This window comes from Paenarthrobacter sp. CAP02, assembly GCF_040137855.1.
GTDB lineage: Bacteria > Actinomycetota > Actinomycetes > Actinomycetales > Micrococcaceae > Arthrobacter.
On record NZ_JBEEII010000002.1, the window covers coordinates 249113 to 266626 of the forward strand.

A 17514-nucleotide genomic window follows, 5' to 3' on the forward strand; every position below is an offset into this window, starting at 1 on the left:
TTGACACAAGAGTGCAAAACTTTACTTTGTGAGCAATAGTGCAAATATCGACGGCGGCCTCCGCGAGCGTAAGCGGGCTGCCACGCGAACGGCGATCACCGCCGTCGCACGTTCCTTGACCGCCGAGCATGGCCTCAACGGTTTTACGGTCGAAGAGGTCTGCGAAGCGGCCGGTATTTCGCGCCGGACGTTCTTCAACTACTTCCATTCCAAGGAAGACGCTGTGATCGGTTCGTTTTCGGACGAGCTGCCGACGGATGCGCTGGAGGCGTTCAACCGGAATTCTTCCCGCACGTCGGACAGCATTTCCGGAACGCTCCTCGCTGCGCTGCATGTCCTCACCGTGACCTTGATGGAGCGTTCATCCATCAGCCGCACCGAGGTTCAACAGTTCATCGCAGCCATCACGGCCGAGCCCCAGCTCCTGGCCCGGCTCACTCTTGAAGGGGAAGCCCGCGAGCGCCAATTCGCCGCGCTCGTTGCCGCCCGTGAAGGACTGGAACCCGATCATCCCGAGGTCATGACGGCCACCGTCCTGTTTGGGGCCGTCTCGAAGAAGACAGCCCAGCAGTTCTTCTCGGAGGACAACAGCCGCCCGTACCGCGCGATCCTCGAACAGAACCTCAACGCCGCACGCAAACTCTTTGCCCAGCCGCTGGCCACGAGCCACCAACTGGGACCCAACCCCCTTGAAACCTCAAAGGACCCCGCATGAGCACCTTATCCAAAGCGGCAGAGCCACTGCTGCTGACCCAGAAACGCATCTGGATCATCTTCTCCGCACTGATTGCCGGCATGCTCTTGTCCAGCCTGGACCAGACCATCGTCTCCACTGCCATGCCCACCATCGTGGGCAAGCTGGGCGGCGTGGAACACCAGGCCTGGATCACCACCGCCTACCTGCTGGCGACCACCATCGTGATGCCCATTTACGGCAAGTTCGGTGACATCCTTGGGCGCCGAAACCTATTTCTGGTTGCGATCGCCCTGTTCACCCTGGCTTCCGTGGGCTGTGCGTTCGCCACGGATTTCTGGGGCTTCGTGATCTTCCGCGCCATTCAGGGATTGGGCGGCGGCGGTCTGATGATCCTGTCGCAGGCCATCATCGCTGACATTGTTCCTGCCAAGGAACGCGGAAAGTACATGGGACCCCTGGGCGCGATCTTCGGCCTCTCCGCCGTTGCAGGCCCCCTCCTGGGCGGCTTCTTCGTGGACCACCTCACCTGGGAATGGGCCTTCTACATCAACATCCCCATTGGCATCGCCGCCTTCATCACCGCCTGGTTTACCCTGACGCTGCCCAACAAGAAGGCCGAAAAGAAGATCGACATCCTCGGCGTCGTCTTCCTTTCCGCCGCCACCACCTGCCTGATCTTCTTCACCGACTTTGGCGGCAAGAAGGATGAAGGCTGGGATTCCCCGCTCACCTGGGCTTTCGGCGCGGGCATGGTCCTGGCAGCAGTGGCTTTCGTGATGACTGAACGCCGCGCGGCGGACCCGATCATTCCGCTCAGCCTCTTCAAGAACCCCATCTTCATCAATGCAACGGCCATCGGATTCACCTTGGGCCTGGGCATGTTCGCGGCAATCGCCTTCGTGCCCACCTTCCTGCAGATGTCCTCCGGGACGTCCGCTGCCGAATCCGGCCTGCTGATGCTGCCCATGATGGTGGGCCTGATGGGCACTTCCATATACTCCGGTATCCGCATTTCCAAGACCGGCAAGTACAAGATGTTCCCCATCCTGGGTGCGTCGTTGACCATTGCGGCCATGTTGTGGCTGACCACGTTGACCGCTGCCACGCCTATCTGGGTGATCTGCGTCCAGCTCTTCATCTTCGGTGCAGGTCTGGGCCTCATCATGCAGGTCATCGTGCTGGTGGTGCAGAACTCCGTTCCGGCTGACCAGATCGGTACCGCGACCAGCACCAACAACTACTTCCGTGAAGTGGGTGCCTCGCTGGGTGTTGCAGTGTTCGGTTCGATCTTCACCAACCGCCTGGCAGAGTCCCTGACGGACGCATTCAAGGGCGCAGGCGCGTCAACTGAACAAGCGTCCCAGTCCACCAGCACCCTGGATCCGCAGGCTCTGGCACAACTGCCTGAGCAACTGCGGGACGCGATCGTCAACGCTTATGCGAACTCCCTGGCCCCCGTGTTCTGGTACCTCGTGCCCTTCATCGCCATCGCACTGCTCCTGGCCATCACACTGAAGCAGATTCCCCTCTCTGACACCGCGGGAATGGTGGCCCGTGGAGAGGCCGTGGGTGGCGCCGAGGCTGAGAGGCTTGAAGCGGAGCGCTTGGAGACTGCGCAGCTCGAAGCCAGCCTGGCGGCTTCCACAGAGCTCGACGACGATCGTCCCACCGCGGACGCTGGGCGTCAGTAGCCCTCATCCTCCGGCTGGTATGCCACGGGGCCTTCGGGCTCCGTGGCAAGCCTGATGGCTTCAAGGTTCCCTGCGCTCATTTCGGGGAGTTCGTCCAGGCTGAACCAGCCGACGGCAAGGGATTCGTCGTCGTTGACCCGCGCTTCTCCCGACACGTACCTGCAGCGGAACGTGATGTCCAAAAAGTCGCAGGCATCGCCATTCGGGAACGTTATTGGCCCCACGACTCCTACACCGATGATTCGCTCGGTCCGTGCCACTACCGCCGTTTCCTCGAAGATCTCCCGCACCAAACCGGGTGCAGGGTGTTCCCCGGGCTCCAGCATGCCGGTGATGAGCGCCCAGTGGCCATTGTCGGCACGTTGGCCCAGCAGCACCTGTCCATCATCGTTGAAGACCACTCCGCGGACGGCGGGAAGCCAGAGGGCATCGTTGCCGATCTTTTCCCTTAGTTTGAGCACGAACTCGGGTGCACCCATTGTCCCAGCATCCTCCTCAGCAGGTCTCAGTCTTCTTTAGTCATCAAGGCCCGTTGTCTTTGCTGACAGGCTAGCCTTAGGCGGGCAACAGCACCATGGCGGCCGCGGCACCAGCCAGCATGAACGGTCCGAAGGGAATAGCCGAGCGCAGGTTTCCCTTCCGGCTCAACAGGATGGCCACGCTCCACAGCCCACCCAGCACGAATGCCGCAAACGTTCCGGCAAAGAGGTGCGCCCATCCCAGGTACCCCAGGTACAGGCCAAGTACCCCCGCGAGTTTGACGTCCCCGAATCCCATCCCGGGCGGGTGGATCAGCCGGAGCACAAAGTAGAACAGCCAGAGCGCAACTCCCCCGGTAAGTACGCCGAGGCCAGGAGCTCCAAGAAGGTCGCCTGTGGGATGCGGGTCGATGCCGGCAATGGATGCTGCGAGGGCTGCCCCCAGCAGGAGCAACCCGGCCACTGCGTAGGACGGGAACACGATGCGGTTGGGCAGCAGGTGGCTCCGGACGTCAATCACCGTGAGCCGAACGGCGATCACCAGAAAATACAGGCATGCCACTGCTGCCAGCCAGAAGGCCAGAGGGCTGTCGTCCCAGAGGTCGGAGAGTCGTCGGATCACCTTCGTGATGCTATCCCGCTTTGGCTTCCCGGACCGCGTGGACGGCTGGGTAAACTGTGGATATGGGGCGATTCAGTGCAGGCGGACAGGCTTCTGATCTGTCCTCCACATTCCGGAATCTTTGCCGTTCTTCGCCGTGGAAGTGGACCACCCTCCGTTTCGAATACCTCGAGCGGCCAGGGACCGGGGCCACCATGGTCCGGGCCTGGCTTCGGCGTCCGGGTGCCCTCCGCCTTGAAACTCCTGACGGCCAACTGCTGCACAGCACCACAGGCATCAACGATTCCCGTGATGACTTCTACGTCAGCGCTACGCGCCGTTCGTGGTTGCTCCCGCCGCACCTTGTCACGCCGGTGTATGACGACGCCGGTTTGGTCCGGCGCCGCCCCGAGGCCGCCTACGGCGAGCCTGCGTTTGGCAATGGCCGGCTCGCCGCTGCGCTCGACCCCGTGGAACTTGCCGGTAACGCTCCGGTCCCGATCGAATTTCCCGATACCAACAGGGTGTTCCTGGACGAGCCGCGGGAGGTGGACCATGAGGGCCGGCCGGCACTGGAAACGATCGTGACGCCCAGCCGGACCTACGTCCCCTCGGACCCCAAGGAGCCGCTGGTCCACCCTGGACGGACACTGCTAAGGATCGACGTCGGTACGGGAGTTTGTGTTGCCAGCCAGAGCCTCGACGGGGAGACATCCGGCAAGGGCCACTGGCTCCGGATCCTGGGAGTCGATGAGTACATGCTGGACGATCTCTTCCTTGCGGAATCCATGAACCTCACCGACGTGAGGCGCCACATTCCCTGGGACATCGGCCCCGCCGCCTGATCCGAGCGCTTGACTCGCCCACGCATTGCCGACGGGCTAAGCTACGGCGATGACATCGCTGGCAAACATCTGGCCCCCGTTCGGACTCATCCTCACCACCCCGAGGCTCTCCCTGCGCGCCGTTATGGACGCGGATATCCCCTCCGCTGTGGCTGCCGCCCGCTCCGGTATCCACGAGGCCGGCAAGAGCCCGTTCAGCACCCCGTGGGCCGAACTGCCGAAAGACGAACTGGCACCCAATATGGCCCAGTGGTACTGGCGGTGCCGCGCCAACTTCACGCCGGATTCGTGGACCATGCTGCTCGCCGTCTGGCACGAGGAAGAGTTCCTCGGCGTCCAGGACCTTGGTGCCAAGGACTTCGCCACCCTGAGGACAGTCAGCACAGGCTCGTGGCTCAAGCAGTCCGCGCAGGGCCGCGGCTTCGGCAAGGAGATGCGTTCCGCCGTCGTGGGTTATGCCTTTGACTACCTGAACGCGGAGATCGCCGAGTCCGAGGCCGCCGTCTGGAACAAGCAGTCCTTGGGAGTCTCGACGAGCCTGGGCTACGAACCCAACGGCACCTTCCGCCATGCCTGGGGCGAGAAGGTCGAGGAAGTCCAAAAAGTCAGGCTCACCCCCACCACGTTCAAACGCCCGGACTGGACCCTGCAAGTCCAAGGCCACGAAGCTCTGAAAACATACTTGGTCCTCTGACGGGAGGCACCAGCCGCGCCGCGGTCCTTCGCAGAGGAGCGCATCGCGGGCCATCGGACGTCGCAGGTCGCCCAGCGACCGCAGACCGTCCCTATGGCCCGTGTCTAAGCGACGGCGAAGGGCCGTGGCCCGGCGAACCGGACCACGGCCCAGACCAAGGAACGCTTAGATTTCAGCCCCTTCGAGCAACTCCGTCACCAACGCAGCAATCGGCGAGCGTTCGGAGCGCGTCAGCGTGATGTGGCCGAACAACGGATGACCCTTGAGCGTCTCGACGACGGCCGCAACGCCGTCGTGCCTGCCGACACGGAGGTTGTCGCGCTGGGCCACATCATGGGTGAGGACGATCTTGGAGTTTTGGCCGATCCGGCTCATCACGGTGAGCAGGACGTTCTTCTCCAAGGACTGGGCTTCGTCGACGATCACGAAGGCGTCGTGCAGTGAGCGTCCGCGGATGTGGGTGAGGGGAAGGACCTCGAGCATGCCCCGGTCCATGACTTCTTCCACCACTTCCTGGCTGACCAGAGCACCCAGGGTGTCGAACACAGCCTGCGCCCAGGGGTTCATCTTTTCGGACTCGGAGCCCGGGAGGTAGCCCAGTTCCTGTCCGCCCACCGCGTACAGGGGCCGGAACACTACAACCTTCCGGTGCTCGCGGCGTTCCAGGACGGCTTCCAGGCCCGCACAGAGCGCCAAGGCCGACTTACCAGTGCCTGCCCGGCCACCGATCGATACGATGCCCACCGATGGGTCCATGAGCATGTCGATGGCAAGCCGTTGTTCGGCTGAGCGACCGTGGAGTCCAAAGACGTCGCGGTCGCCCTTGACCAGGCGGACCTGCTTGTCGGCCCCCACGCGGCCAAGGGCGGAGCCGCGGTTGGAGAGCAGGACCAACCCGGTGTTGACCGGGAGTTCGGCCGCGGCAGGGATGAAGACGGGCTCGTGTCCGTAGAGCGTGGTGATTTCGTCGTCGTTGGCTTCCACCTCGGCCATGCCAGTCCAGCCGGAATCTTTGACCAGCTCGTTGCGGTACTCGTCGGCATTCAGGCCCATGGCAGATGCTTTGACGCGCATGGGCAGGTCCTTGGAGACAACCGTGACGTTGTGGCCTTCGTTGGCCAGGTTCTTCGCCACCGCCAGGATGCGGCTGTCGTTGTCTCCCCCGCGGAACCCTGCCGGCAGGACGTCCGGGGAGATGTGGTTCATTTCCACCCGGAGGATTCCGCCGTCGGACCCGATCGGAATGGGGTGGTCCAAACCGCCGTGTTCGATCCGGAGGTCGTCCAGGAGCCTGAGCGCTTTCCGGGCGAAGTAGCCCAGTTCGGGATCGTGGCGTTTGCCTTCGAGTTCGCTGATGACAACAATCGGGACGATGACTTCGTGTTCAGCGAAGCGCAATAACGCGTGTGGGTCCGAAAGCAGGACTGACGTGTCGATCACGTAGCTGCGGCCTGTGGCGGACGTGACGGTCTGCGCTTTTTGTGGGACGCGCTTGGCGCGAGAGGTAGCTGCACTTTCCCCGTCGGAAACCATTGCGGGCAGTTGCTCAGAAATAGCCACATCGACTCCAGCCCCGGGCGGTCGCCCGGCCTAATGGTGAAGCGGCTCGGCCGGAAGGCCGGGCGTGGCCTCCCATGTAACTGGTGCGATGTTCCGCTCCATGTACTGGCCTCCCCGATCAGCGGGCGGTTTTGCCTGCTGATGGGATTAACGTAATCCCGGACACATTCATTTCCGCAATCCGTCGTCGGCAAGTCGCATGTCCGTCTCGTTAATTTTCGGTGAACCCGACGGCGGCTAGGTTCCGTACCGGCGCTGGCGCCCGGCATAATCCCTGAGCGCACGCAGGAAATCGACCTTGCGGAAAGCAGGCCACAGGGCTTCGCAGAAATAGAACTCGCTGTACGCGCTCTGCCACATGAGGAAGCCGGAGAGCCGCTGCTCGCCGGACGTGCGGATCACCAGGTCCGGATCGGGCTGGCCGCGGGTGTAGAGGAAGCGTGAAATGTCGTCCACCGAAAGTTCATCTGCGACCTCCGTCATGGTGCGTCCCTTGGCGGCAGCATCGTGCAGCAGTTCCCGCACGGCGTCGACAATTTCGCGTCGACCACCGTAACCCACTGCTACGTTGACGTGGATCTTTTCATGGACAGGCGTCCGGGACGTCAGTTTGTTGAGCCGTTCGGCGAGGTAGTCCGGGAGCAGCTCAGGTGCGCCCATGGCGTGGACCGAGACGTCTTCGTCCTCGTCGAGGCGGTCCATGGTGTTGGCAATGATGCCCATGAGCAGGTCCAGTTCTTCACCGGAGCGGTTCATGTTGTCCGTGGAGAGCATGTAGAGCGTCACGACCTTGACGCCGAGCTCCTGGCACCAGCCCAGGAATTCGTGGATCTTGTCCGCCCCAGCCTGATGCCCTTGGCTCGTTGGAGCGTTGAACTGGCGGGCCCACCTGCGGTTACCGTCCACCATTACGCCAATATGCCGCGGGATCTGGTCCTGCTTGAGTGAGCGCAGCAACTTGCGCTCGTAAAAGCCATAGAGGAAACCGGGCAGCTCCACCGGACTCTCACCTGACTTCCTTGCTTGTACGACGACGACGCACATCCAAGGCTACCCGCCCCAGCCGTCGAGCCGGTGCAGTCTCGGGTCAAAATCCTCCGACGCAGGTTACCCTGCGGTAACTTACCGGAACGTAAGTTATTCTGGAACCATGGCTGAGCTCGTCGAAACCAAGCCCCTCTGGCGTGGATGGATCCACGCCGTCGCCGCTCCTTTCGCGTTGGCCGCCGGGATCATTTTGGTGGCAGTCGCACCCACTCCCGACCGCAAAGTCACCTCGGCCATCTATGCGCTGACAGGGTTCCTGCTCTTTGGCGTCAGCGCCGTTTACCACCGCGGAAACTGGTCACCCCGGGTCAAGATGGTCCTTAAACGTTTGGACCACACCAACATCATGCTGGTGATCGCAGGCAGCTACACCCCACTGGCCTGGTCGCTCCTTGAACGCTCCGAAGCCATCACCTTGCTGTGGCTCGTGTGGTCCGGGGCAATAGTCGGGGTACTTTTCCGGATCCTCTGGACCGGAGCTCCACGGTGGCTCTACGTCCCCGTCTACATCGCCTTGGGCTGCGGCGCACTGTTCTACCTGCCGCAGTTTTTTGCGGCAAATGCCGCCGCGGCGGTCCTCATCTGCGTCGGTGGTGCGCTGTATATCGCCGGAGCGGTGTTCTACGGCATCAAACGGCCAAACTTCAGCGCCACCCATTTCGGGTTCCACGAACTCTTCCACGCTTTCACCGTGCTGGCCTTCGCGGCACACTTCATCGCCATCATGATGGCAGTACTGAGCTAGCTGGTTGCGCAGCCACCCGATTTGACCACCTGAAGCCCTGCGTCAGCGATTACCGCGTCAGCGGGTACCGGGCCCGGCGTCGCCGTTCTCGTCCGCCTGGTCGCCGGCCTCGGCAGCCATGCGGGCTTCCTCCACCTGCGCCCGATAGCGGACACGGCGGATACGTCGCACCATGTCCACAATCAGGAAGGTCGTGAGGATCACGATGAAGGCCGTCAGGACGAAGCCCCAAGTACCCGGCGTCACCTGATCCTCGGACAGACCAGGCCGCAGCGTGCCCGTAGGATCGGGCGACGGAGTAACGGTCAGGGCGAGTAGCAAGTGGTGCACGTTCAAACCTTCTATGGGAGCAGATGCAATTTCTACGAGCGATAGAAACTGGCGGCGTTCCTATCTTATCCCCGCGAAGAGGTCCTTCTCCGGCAGTTCGGACGGGACCCGCGAAGTGACCAGGGTGTAGTCCTCCCACGGCCATACCTTTCGCTGCAGCTCCGGTGACACAGCGAAGAAGAACCCCAGCGGGTCGATCTGGGTTCGGTGAGCGCGCAGGGCGTCGTCCCGGGCCTCGAAGAAGTCCCCGCAATCCACCTGGGTGGTTGTCTGGTGGGCCGGTACCGGCGGGGTGTGCCCCTCGGCGTCAGCTTCCAGCCAAGCAGCTAGCCGCTCGGCATACGGGGACTGCAAGCCGGCCTCTTCCAGGGCGAAGTGCAATGCCCGGAAGCGTTCGGGGCTGAATGCACGGTCGTAGTAGAGCTTGCTCGGCGCCCACGGCTCCCCCAGCCCCGGGTACCGGTCAGCGTCGCCTGCGGCTTCGAAGGCTTCCACAGCCACCTTGTGGGCCATGATGTGGTCCGGGTGCGGGTACCCTCCATTTTCGTCATAGCTGAGGATGACGTGGGGCTTGAAATTCCGGACCAGGCGGACCAGCGGCGCTGTGGCCCGCTCCAAAGGCTGCAGGGCGAAGCACCCTGCAGGGAGCGCAGGAAGCGGGTCACCTTCAGGCAAGCCTGAGTCCACGAAGCCCAGCCACCGTTGCTTGATGCCGAGGACTGCCGCTGCGTTCGCCATTTCCAGGCGCCGCGCACCGGCCATGTCGCGCTTGGGGTGCGGAGCATCCTCCATGGCGGGATTCTGGATATCGCCGCGCGAGCCGTCCGTGCATGTGGCAACCATGACGTCCACTCCGGCCGCGGCATACATTGCCATGGTCGCCGCGCCCTTGCTGGACTCATCATCCGGGTGGGCGTGGACGGCGAGCAGCCTCAGCTGCTGGTCGGAACTGCTGGACGCTGTCACGTGACGGCTCCTCTTTCGTATAACGGGTTTGTGTTACGGACTTGTGGGCGGTGAGCAGGCGCCGGGATCGGCACTAAACTGGATGGGTGACTTCAGAGGACCTATCGGCCACCCACGTACCGGCAAGCACCAGCCTAGCCAATCGCTACGGCGGCCAAAAGCACGCCATGACCCGCAAAACCAAGCGGATCATCGTCCTCGTGGCACTGATCGTCGGTATTGCGTTCGCAGCGTGGGTTGCAACGACCTCGGCCACAGCCCCCGTCACCTTCAAAGATATCGGGTACAGCACGGTGGATGGGACCCAGGCGGAGGTGGACTACCAGGTCACCAAGAGTCCGGGAGCCACGGCAAAGTGCGCCATCAAGGCCATGGATTCCAAGTTCGCCGTCGTGGGCTGGAAAGTGGTGGAAATCGGTCCCAACCAGCCCGAGCAGAGCGCCGATGGCGGCCGGACCACCGTACAGCGGACCATCCTGCGGACCGAGTCCCCTGCGGTGTCCGGCGTCGTGGATAATTGCTGGATCGTGGACAGCGGAAAATAACAATCGTGTGACCCACGACTCAACCGGTTTGGGTTCGTCCAGAGGATTTACTACAATGGATGAAACCTTCACCCCGTTAAGTTGGTTACTGAGTTCCACGAGTGGCCACCTAGGCGGGGTCTTTTGCATTGTCAGATCAAGAGGAGAAATCCGTGTCTACCACCAACAGCGCCACTGCAGCTTGGCTTACCCAGGAAGCATTCGATCGCTTGACGGCTGAGCTGGACCACCTTTCCGGCGCTGGCCGGGCGGATATCGTCCAGAAGATCGAAGCTGCCCGCCAAGAGGGCGACCTCAAGGAGAACGGCGGCTACCACGCAGCCAAGGAGGAGCAGGGCAAGATTGAGGCCCGCATCCGTCAGCTCACTGTACTTCTGCGCGATGCCCAGGTGGGCGAAGCACCTGCCGACGACGGCATCGTTGAACCCGGCATGCTGGTTGTTGCCCGCATTGCCGGCGACGAAGAGAAATTCCTGCTCGGCTCCCGCGAAATCGCCGGGGATTCGGATATTGATGTTTTCAGCGAGAAGTCCCCCTTGGGCGCTGCCATCATCGGCCACAAGGAGGGCGAGAAACTGAGCTACGTTGCCCCCAACGGCAAGGAAATCCCGGTGGAGATCGTTTCCGCGAAGCCCTACGCCGGCTAAGCTGCAACGCCTTTAACCAACGACGCCGGTCCGCCCCTTCCCGGGGCGGGCCGGCGTTTCCTTTGCCACCTTGCCGGCAATCAGAAAGTTGCTGCGGTCTGCGCTTTAGGGCGTAAGAGGACGGCCGCGATCACGCCGCCGACAGCTCCGCCGAGGTGTGCCTGCCAGGAGATGTACCCCATGACCGTGGGAAGCACCCCCAAAAGGATGCTGCCGTAGGCCATGAAGAGCACCACGGAGAGCAGGATCTGCCACCAGTTGCGGTTGAAGAAGCCCCGCACCAGGAGGAATGCGAAGAGTCCGAAGACCAGCCCGGAGGCGCCCACCGTCACCCCTCCCCCGCCGATAAGCCACACAGCCAATCCTGAACCCAGCCAACTGAACGCCAGGGCGGTGATGAACACACGGAATCCGGACATGAACGCCAGGAATCCGAAGATGATCAGCGGCAGGGTGTTGGAGAGCAGGTGATTGAAGTTGGCGTGCAGGAGCGGGAACGTCAGGATGTCCAGGACGCCATCCAGGGTCCGGGAACGCAGCCCAAAGGTGCGGTTGAGGCTGTGAAGCATCAGCGTGTTAATAACCTCGATGACGTAGAGCAGGATCACGAAGCCGCCCATGAACAACAGGCCGCCCTTCGCCCGCCCGGCCAACGAATCCTTCGCCTCTACCGGCGTCCCTTCGGGCATTCCGAGCACCAATGGCCCCCTCTGTCAGTGCACCACGATCGGCTGGAAGCCCTCGGCACGCAGCGCACCGAGAACCTGTTCTCCGTGTTCGTGGCCCTTGGTTTCCAGGTTGATGGTGATGGAGACATCGCCCATGCTGATGGATCCACCCAGGCGGGTGTGGTCGAGTCCGGTGACGTTGGCATCGTTTTCGGCGATGATCCGCGCGATGGTCGCCAGCGAACCGGGACGGTCATCCAGCATCATGCGCACTGTCATGAACCGACCGGCGGCCGACAGGCCTCGCTGGATGACTTTAAGCATCAGCATGGGATCGATGTTGCCGCCGGAAAGCACGACGGCGGTGTTCCCCGGGTTTTCGATCTTGCCATCCATCAGTGCGGCTACTCCGACGGCACCGGCAGGTTCAACCACCATCTTTGCCCGTTCGAGCAGGAAGATCAGGGCGCGGGCCAATGAGTCTTCGCTGACGGTGACGACGTCGTCGACGAGTTCCCGGATGATGCTGAACGGAAGCTGGCCCGGGCGGCCCACGGCGATACCGTCCGCCATCGTAGTGACCTTCTTGAGCGGCACCAGTGCATCTGCTGCAAGGGAGGGAGGGTAGGCGGCTGCGTTTTCCGCCTGCACGCCGATAACCCGGATTTCCCGGCCAAGCTCCTTGGCCCGGGCCTTGATGGCCACCGCCACGCCAGCCAGGAGCCCACCACCGCCGACACCCATGAGGATGGTGTCCACGTTGGGGATCTGGTCCAGGATTTCGAGCCCAATGGTGCCTTGCCCGGCGACGACGTCCACGTTGTCGAAGGGGTGCACGAACACCGCGCCGGTTTCGTTGGCATAGCGTTGGGCTTCGGCCAATGCTTCATCCACGTTGTGCCCATGCAGGACTACCTCAGCGCCATGGCTGCGGGTTGCTGCGAGCTTTGGCAGTGCGACACCCAGCGGCATGTAGATCCTGGCGTTGATGCCCAGGCTCTTGGCTGCCACGGCCACGCCTTGGGCGTGGTTTCCAGCGGAGGCCGCCACGACTCCGCGCTTCTTTTCGTCGTCCGTCAGGCGGGCCATCCGGACGTACGCGCCACGGACCTTGAAGGAGCCGGCACGCTGGAGGTTCTCGCACTTGAAAAAGACGTTGCCGCCTACAAGGCTGCCCAGCGCGCGGGACGACTCCACTGGAGTCTTGGTAATAATGCCCTCGAGCAACTCCTGCGCCTTGAGGACATCGTCCAGCGTGACGGGCAGGGTTTCGAGGGTATTCACTGACTATTCTCCTTTGTTGATGTTGGCCGCAGGGTCCTCCGCAGAGGTGCTCCCTGAAGCCTTGGTCTTGCCACCGACGCCGTTACCGGCCCGGGATAGGGGCTTTTGGACGCTGACGTCCTTGAAGTTGGCGTCCGCGTCCGGGACCGTCGCAGCAGTGCCCTGCTGGAGCTCCACGCCGCCCAGTACTTCATCATGTTCCCACGTCCGGCCCGCAATGTAGCGAACTGCCGTGTTTACTACGGCGAGCAACGGTACCGCGAACAGCGCGCCGGGAATTCCTGCCAAGTAGGATCCTGCGGCCACCGAGAGGATCACGGCCACCGGGTGGAGGGCTACGGCCTTGCCCATCACCAGCGGCTGGAGGATGTGGCTTTCGAGCTGCTGGACAAGCAGGACGATGGCCAGCATGATCAGCGCGTTGATGGGTCCGTTGGCTACAAGTGCCAGAAGCACGGCGATGGCACCGGTGACCAGGGCACCCACCACGGGGATAAAGGATCCAATGAACACCAGGACGGCGAGGGGCAGGGCAAGCGGAACCTGGATGATGGCGGCACCCACACCAATGCCCACTGCGTCCACGAACGCGACGAACATCTGGATGCGGACGTAACTGACCATCGAGGTCCAGCCGCGGCGGCCTGCGCCGTCCGTGGCCCGGCGTGCCGTCTTGGGCAACAGACGGACCAGGAATCCCCAGATCCGGCTGCCTTCAAGCAGGAAAAAGATGAGGATGAACAGTGCCAGGACCAGGCCTGCCGCAAAGTGCCCGGCGGTGCTGCCAAAGGACAGGGCACCGCTCAGGATGCTGCTGCTGTTGTTCTGCAGGGCATTGGCACCATCGGCAATGTATTGGTCGATCTGGTCGGCCGTGAGATGGAGCGGCCCATCTGCCAGCCACGTCTGGATCTGCTGGATTCCGATCAGGGCCTCTTGCCAAAGCTCACCGAAGCCGGATATGAGCTGCCTGCCCACAAGGGCCAAGGCACCCACGATCACGCCGATGAAGCCCAGGACCGTGACAGCTACGGCAGCACCGTTGGGCATGCTCCGTTGACGCAGCCAAGCGACCACCGGATAAAGCAGGCCCGCCAGGAGGGCTGCCACCATCACGGGGATGATGAGGAAACTGACCTTGCCCAGCAGCCACACGAGCGCGCCGATCATGAGCAGGATCAAACCTGCCCGCCACGACCACGCGGCGGCAATGCGCACCCCGTAGGGAATGTCTTCGGCGATTTGGCGGTCTGAACGTGATCTGGCGTCCGGTGTTGGCGTCATGAACCTATACTTCCGCAGCCCGCGCCGTATGGGAAACCGACCCGCGCCGCGGCAGGGCATGGCTACAGGGACGCCGTGATGCCCCAGTTCATGGTGAATGCTTCGCCTGGGGCCAGCCAGCGCAGGCCGTCGCCGCTGTTGAACGCGTTGGCCGGTCCAGTCATGGGCTCTATGGCCACCGCCCTGGTACGGCCGGGGAAGGTGTCGGTGACGAAGACGTGCACGTACTGGCAGCTTTCGTCCTGCTCCAGGCTCACACTTCGGCCGTCGACTGCAGTCAGCGTGTGGCGGGCCACACCGCCGTCGAACGCCAAGTCCGTCAAGGCGACGTCCACCAGGAGTCCGCCCACTGTGCGCCCGGCGGAAAAGTCGTACTCCCCCTCTGCCGCGGCAGCGCTCCTGGGGATGAGCCGGTCATCGGCCACCAGGCGGGTTCCTGCGTGGACGGTCAGCGTCAGGTCCTCCGGCGCAACGTCGCCGATGCGCAGGTACGGGTGGGCGCCCAGGACGAACGGGGCCGCTGATGGGGAGTCGTTGAGCAAGGTCTGCGATACGCGGAGGTCCAAGGCTTCGTCCAGCTCGTAACGAACCTGGTGCCGCGCCAGGAACGGGTACCCGTGCTGAGGGAAAACGGTGGCTTCCAGGGTCACGGAAAACTCGGACTCATCCACCAGCGTGTATCCGGTATTCCGGAGGAGGCCGTGGCTGGCATTGTTGCGGGAGGCTTCGGTGATGTCGAGCTGTTGTTTCTTTCCGTCGAGGTACCAGACACCGTCTTCGATGCGGTTCGCCCAGGGAGCCAGGGTGATGCCTGTTGCGCCGGGCGGAATCTGGTCATCGCCGTAGCTTTCGGTCAGCGGGATACCCTTGCGCGAGTACAGGCGAAGGCCGGCCGCGAGCTCCGTGATGACGGCGAGCGCGTCGTCCCTGCGGATCTCGAATTGGCGGCCCGTGGCGAATCGACGGGAGGCTGGCTGGTCGGTTTGGTCAACGGGCGCAGATGAGGCAGGCATGGCATTACCGTACTGCATCCCAGAAGGTCCGGACCGATCGGCAATGTTTGCTTTTGTTAGAAACTATGCGTTTTTGGTTGCTTGTGGAATGATGGATTCATGAGTCGCATTACCAGCACCCGCCTCGCGGACAGCCGAGAGCTGATCTATTTCGATGACCCCGGAACCCCGGAACGAGCTCCCGAATCTCTGGTTGACCACCGCGGGCTTCCTGCCCGAGGCGAGCCCGGGGAAGTCAGGTATGACGCGTTGTCCGGTGACTGGGTAGCCGTAGCGGCCCATCGGCAAACCCGGACGCATCTGCCCCCTGCAGATCAGTGCCCTATTTGCCCGACCACGCCTGCGAACGCCTCCGAGATCCCAGCCCCGGATTATGACGTGGTGGTCTTCGAAAACCGTTTCCCGTCGCTCGGACCTGCAATGGGTGACATCCCTCCCCTGCCGGCACCGGGCCTCAGCGGCCACGGCACCAAGGGGGTGGCATACGGGCGCTGTGAAGTGGTGGCTTTCACTCCGCAGCACACCGGCTCGTTCGCTGAACTGGGTGAAACGCGCGCCCGCACCGTGATCGAGGCCTGGGCCCAGCGCACGGAAGCCCTGAGCGCCCTGCCCGGCATCAAACAGGTCTTCCCGTTCGAAAACCGTGGTGCGGACATCGGCGTCACCCTGCACCACCCCCACGGCCAGATCTACGCCTACCCCTACGTGACGCCCCGCGCCGCCCAGCTGGGCGCCGTCGCCCGCAAGTACTACGACGACGTCGACGCGAAGGAAACGCTGGCGGCCTCGCTCCTCAAAGCCGAACGTGAAGATGGAAGCCGGATGGTCCTGGAGGCCAAGCACTTCAGCGCCTACGTCCCTTTCGCTGCGCGCTGGCCCCTGGAGATCCACTTGGTGCCGCACCGCAGCGTCCCTGATTTGGCTGCACTGACCGGGGAAGAACGGGACGAACTGTCGCACGTCTACCTTGACCTGTTGAAGCGGTTGGACTCGCTCTACCCAACACCCATGCCGTACATCTCCGCATGGCACCAGGCCCCGTTGGATCCGGCCCTGCGCCCGGCGGGCCAACTCCACCTGCAGTTGACCTCGCCCCGCCGCGCGGCCGATAAGCTCAAGTACCTGGCCGGTTCAGAAGCGGCCATGGGAGCGTTCATCAATGACATTACGCCGGAGGCCGTCGCTGAGCGGCTTCGCAACGTTGCCGCACCGGCCTCCGCCAAAACCCTGGAAGGCACCCCAGCATGAGCACAGCCACCGACACCAGCGTCCTCGCCGCCCGCTTCCAGGAAGTGTTTGGAGCCGCTCCCGACGGCGTGTGGCAGGCTCCCGGCCGGGTCAACCTCATCGGCGAGCACACCGACTACAACGAAGGGTTTGTCCTGCCCTTCGCGATCGACAAGACAGCAAAAGTGGCCCTGCGTGTCCGCGACGATTCCACGGTGCGGATGCTCTCCACGTTCGGTGGCCACGGCCTCGTGGAGGCGGAGCTCAACGGCTTGGAGCCGGGTTCAGGCCAAGGCTGGTCGCGGTATCCGCTGGGGGTGGCCTGGGCTTTGAAGGACCGGGACGTGAACGTCCCCGGATTCGACCTGCTCCTCGACTCCGATGTTCCCCTGGGCGCCGGCCTTTCTTCCTCCCACGCCATTGAGTGCGCCGTCATTTCCGCCCTCAACGAGCTCACGGGAGCAGGCTTAGCCGCCGAGGAACTGGTCTTGGCTACCCAGCGTGCAGAGAACGTCTTTGTTGGCGCGCCCACGGGAATCATGGACCAGTCGGCTTCCTTGCGGGGAGCCAAGGGTCAGGCCGTCTTCCTGGACTGCCGCGACCAGCACGTGGAGCTGGTCCCCTTCGATGCCGAGGCTTCAGGTTTGGTCCTGCTGGTCATCGATACGAAAGTGTCGCATTCCCATGCCGACGGCGGTTATGCCTCCAGGCGGGCGTCGTGCGAGTTGGGTGCCGAGATCCTCGGTGTCAAAGCACTGCGCGACGTCGGTGTGGAGCGTTTGGAGGAGGCGTCCGGTTTGCTGGACGAAACCACCCTTCGACGGGTCCGCCACGTGGTCACTGAAAACGACAGGGTCCTCCAAACCGTGGAGATCCTTGGCACCCAGGGTCCTGCCTCCATCGGCGCGCTCCTGGATGCCAGCCATGTCTCCATGCGGGATGACTTCGAGATCTCCTGCCCGGAACTCGACCTCGCCGTGGACACGTCCCGGTCCGCCGGCGCCATTGGTGCCCGTATGACCGGTGGCGGTTTCGGCGGCTCGGCCATCGCCCTGACTCCGGTGGGCCAGGAGCAGCAGGTGCGTGACGCCGTCGTGCGTTCCTTCGCGGAGGCGGGCTTCACCGCACCGGACATTTTCACCGTAACACCGGCAGCCGGCGCCCGGCGCCTGGCCTGAGGCCTGCGCCGAT

At 63.2% G+C, this 17514-nt stretch carries 19 protein-coding genes; 9 read left to right on the plus strand and 10 right to left on the minus strand.

Annotated features, from left to right (window positions below):
* Nucleotides 1-28: 28 nt before the first annotated feature.
* Together ABHM97_RS03995 and ABHM97_RS04000 are read left to right on the plus strand one after the other, a co-directional pair.
* Nucleotides 29-715, plus strand: coding sequence for a TetR/AcrR family transcriptional regulator (locus ABHM97_RS03995; protein WP_349469684.1), 687 nt, complete (start codon nt 29-31; stop codon nt 713-715).
* Nucleotides 712-2388, plus strand: coding sequence for an MDR family MFS transporter (locus ABHM97_RS04000; protein WP_349469686.1), 1677 nt, complete (start codon nt 712-714; stop codon nt 2386-2388). Before ABHM97_RS03995 ends, ABHM97_RS04000 begins: the two co-directional genes overlap by 4 nt.
* Here ABHM97_RS04000 and ABHM97_RS04005 read toward each other — a convergent pair.
* Together ABHM97_RS04005 and ABHM97_RS04010 are read right to left on the minus strand one after the other, a co-directional pair.
* Nucleotides 2382-2867, minus strand: a complete 486-nt coding sequence (locus tag ABHM97_RS04005; protein ID WP_349469687.1) for an NUDIX hydrolase — start codon at nt 2865-2867, stop codon at nt 2382-2384. The genes ABHM97_RS04000 and ABHM97_RS04005 overlap by 7 nt on opposite strands.
* Before the next feature lie 76 nt (nt 2868-2943).
* A complete protein-coding gene (locus ABHM97_RS04010; protein WP_349469689.1) occupies nt 2944-3489 on the minus strand; it encodes a prepilin peptidase in 546 nt (181 codons plus the stop codon).
* Nucleotides 3490-3551: 62 nt separating this feature from the next.
* On the opposite strand from ABHM97_RS04010, the gene ABHM97_RS04015 reads away from it, so the two are divergent.
* Both ABHM97_RS04015 and ABHM97_RS04020 read left to right on the plus strand, forming a co-directional pair.
* A complete protein-coding gene (locus ABHM97_RS04015; protein ID WP_349469690.1) occupies nt 3552-4313 on the plus strand; it encodes a hypothetical protein in 762 nt (253 codons plus the stop codon).
* A 49-nt stretch (nt 4314-4362) separates the two neighbouring features.
* A complete protein-coding gene (locus ABHM97_RS04020; RefSeq protein WP_349469691.1) occupies nt 4363-5007 on the plus strand; it encodes a GNAT family N-acetyltransferase in 645 nt (214 codons plus the stop codon).
* 165 nt (nt 5008-5172) lie between these two features.
* Here ABHM97_RS04020 and phoH2 read toward each other — a convergent pair whose 3' ends face one another.
* Nucleotides 5173-6567 carry an RNA 5'-3' helicase PhoH2 gene (gene phoH2, locus ABHM97_RS04025; protein ID WP_257368683.1) on the minus strand — a complete coding sequence of 465 codons (1395 nt, stop codon included), beginning with the start codon at nt 6565-6567 and terminating at the stop codon, nt 5173-5175.
* 237 nt (nt 6568-6804) lie between these two features.
* Nucleotides 6805-7611 (minus strand): isoprenyl transferase, encoded by an 807-nt coding sequence (locus ABHM97_RS04030; RefSeq protein WP_257368684.1) that lies wholly within the window; start codon nt 7609-7611, stop codon nt 6805-6807.
* Nucleotides 7612-7717: 106 nt separating this feature from the next.
* Between ABHM97_RS04030 and trhA the strand changes: the two genes are divergently transcribed.
* Nucleotides 7718-8359, plus strand: a complete 642-nt coding sequence (gene trhA, locus ABHM97_RS04035; protein ID WP_257368686.1) for a PAQR family membrane homeostasis protein TrhA — start codon at nt 7718-7720, stop codon at nt 8357-8359.
* Nucleotides 8360-8416: 57 nt separating this feature from the next.
* Here the strand turns inward: trhA and ABHM97_RS04040 are convergent, their stop codons facing one another.
* Nucleotides 8417-8689, minus strand: coding sequence for a hypothetical protein (locus ABHM97_RS04040; RefSeq protein WP_257368688.1), 273 nt, complete (start codon nt 8687-8689; stop codon nt 8417-8419).
* Between the two features lie 60 nt (nt 8690-8749).
* Nucleotides 8750-9655 (minus strand): mycothiol conjugate amidase Mca, encoded by a 906-nt coding sequence (gene mca / locus ABHM97_RS04045; protein ID WP_235519313.1) that lies wholly within the window; start codon nt 9653-9655, stop codon nt 8750-8752.
* Between the two features lie 86 nt (nt 9656-9741).
* On the opposite strand from mca, the gene ABHM97_RS04050 reads away from it, so the two are divergent.
* Together ABHM97_RS04050 and greA are read left to right on the plus strand one after the other, a co-directional pair.
* Nucleotides 9742-10200, plus strand: coding sequence for a DUF4307 domain-containing protein (locus tag ABHM97_RS04050; protein WP_349469693.1), 459 nt, complete (start codon nt 9742-9744; stop codon nt 10198-10200).
* A gap of 152 nt (nt 10201-10352) precedes the next feature.
* Nucleotides 10353-10847: a transcription elongation factor GreA gene (gene greA, locus ABHM97_RS04055; RefSeq protein WP_235519311.1), complete on the plus strand. Its 495-nt coding sequence runs from the start codon at nt 10353-10355 to the stop codon at nt 10845-10847.
* An 80-nt stretch (nt 10848-10927) separates the two neighbouring features.
* Here greA and ABHM97_RS04060 read toward each other — a convergent pair whose 3' ends face one another.
* The 4 genes from ABHM97_RS04060 to ABHM97_RS04075 all read right to left on the minus strand — a co-directional run bounded on the left by ABHM97_RS04060 (nt 10928) and on the right by ABHM97_RS04075 (nt 15096).
* Complete coding sequence (locus tag ABHM97_RS04060) at nt 10928-11548, minus strand: rhomboid family intramembrane serine protease (RefSeq protein WP_349469694.1); 621 nt, start codon at nt 11546-11548, stop codon at nt 10928-10930.
* 12 nt (nt 11549-11560) lie between these two features.
* Entirely contained in the window at nt 11561-12799 is a 1239-nt protein-coding gene (ilvA, locus tag ABHM97_RS04065; protein WP_211713122.1) for a threonine ammonia-lyase, read from the minus strand.
* A 3-nt stretch (nt 12800-12802) separates the two neighbouring features.
* Nucleotides 12803-14083: an AI-2E family transporter gene (locus ABHM97_RS04070; RefSeq protein WP_349469695.1), complete on the minus strand. Its 1281-nt coding sequence runs from the start codon at nt 14081-14083 to the stop codon at nt 12803-12805.
* Nucleotides 14084-14145: 62 nt separating this feature from the next.
* Nucleotides 14146-15096: an aldose 1-epimerase family protein gene (locus ABHM97_RS04075; protein WP_349469696.1), complete on the minus strand. Its 951-nt coding sequence runs from the start codon at nt 15094-15096 to the stop codon at nt 14146-14148.
* A 99-nt stretch (nt 15097-15195) separates the two neighbouring features.
* Between ABHM97_RS04075 and galT the strand changes: the two genes are divergently transcribed.
* Both galT and galK read left to right on the plus strand, forming a co-directional pair.
* A complete protein-coding gene (gene galT / locus ABHM97_RS04080; RefSeq protein ID WP_349469698.1) occupies nt 15196-16344 on the plus strand; it encodes a galactose-1-phosphate uridylyltransferase in 1149 nt (382 codons plus the stop codon).
* Entirely contained in the window at nt 16341-17501 is a 1161-nt protein-coding gene (gene galK, locus ABHM97_RS04085; RefSeq protein WP_235519300.1) for a galactokinase, read from the plus strand. The genes galT and galK overlap by 4 nt, the downstream gene beginning before the upstream one ends.
* The last annotated feature ends 13 nt before the right edge of the window (nt 17502-17514 follow it).

What these genes read in the sequence shown, in the direction of transcription:
- ABHM97_RS04000 (WP_349469686.1), top strand. Translation starts at nt 712, where the DNA reads ATGAGCACCTTATCCAAAGCGGCAGAGCCACTGCTGCTGACCCAGAAA.
- ABHM97_RS04005 (WP_349469687.1), bottom strand. Translation starts at nt 2,867, where the DNA reads ATGGGTGCACCCGAGTTCGTGCTCAAACTAAGGGAAAAGATCGGCAAC.
- ABHM97_RS04015 (WP_349469690.1), top strand. Translation starts at nt 3,552, where the DNA reads ATGGGGCGATTCAGTGCAGGCGGACAGGCTTCTGATCTGTCCTCCACA.
- ABHM97_RS04020 (WP_349469691.1), top strand. Translation starts at nt 4,363, where the DNA reads ATGACATCGCTGGCAAACATCTGGCCCCCGTTCGGACTCATCCTCACC.
- ABHM97_RS04030 (WP_257368684.1), bottom strand. Translation starts at nt 7,611, where the DNA reads ATGTGCGTCGTCGTCGTACAAGCAAGGAAGTCAGGTGAGAGTCCGGTG.
- trhA (WP_257368686.1), top strand. Translation starts at nt 7,718, where the DNA reads ATGGCTGAGCTCGTCGAAACCAAGCCCCTCTGGCGTGGATGGATCCAC.
- ABHM97_RS04070 (WP_349469695.1), bottom strand. Translation starts at nt 14,083, where the DNA reads ATGACGCCAACACCGGACGCCAGATCACGTTCAGACCGCCAAATCGCC.
- ABHM97_RS04075 (WP_349469696.1), bottom strand. Translation starts at nt 15,096, where the DNA reads ATGCCTGCCTCATCTGCGCCCGTTGACCAAACCGACCAGCCAGCCTCC.
- galT (WP_349469698.1), top strand. Translation starts at nt 15,196, where the DNA reads ATGAGTCGCATTACCAGCACCCGCCTCGCGGACAGCCGAGAGCTGATC.
- galK (WP_235519300.1), top strand. Translation starts at nt 16,341, where the DNA reads ATGAGCACAGCCACCGACACCAGCGTCCTCGCCGCCCGCTTCCAGGAA.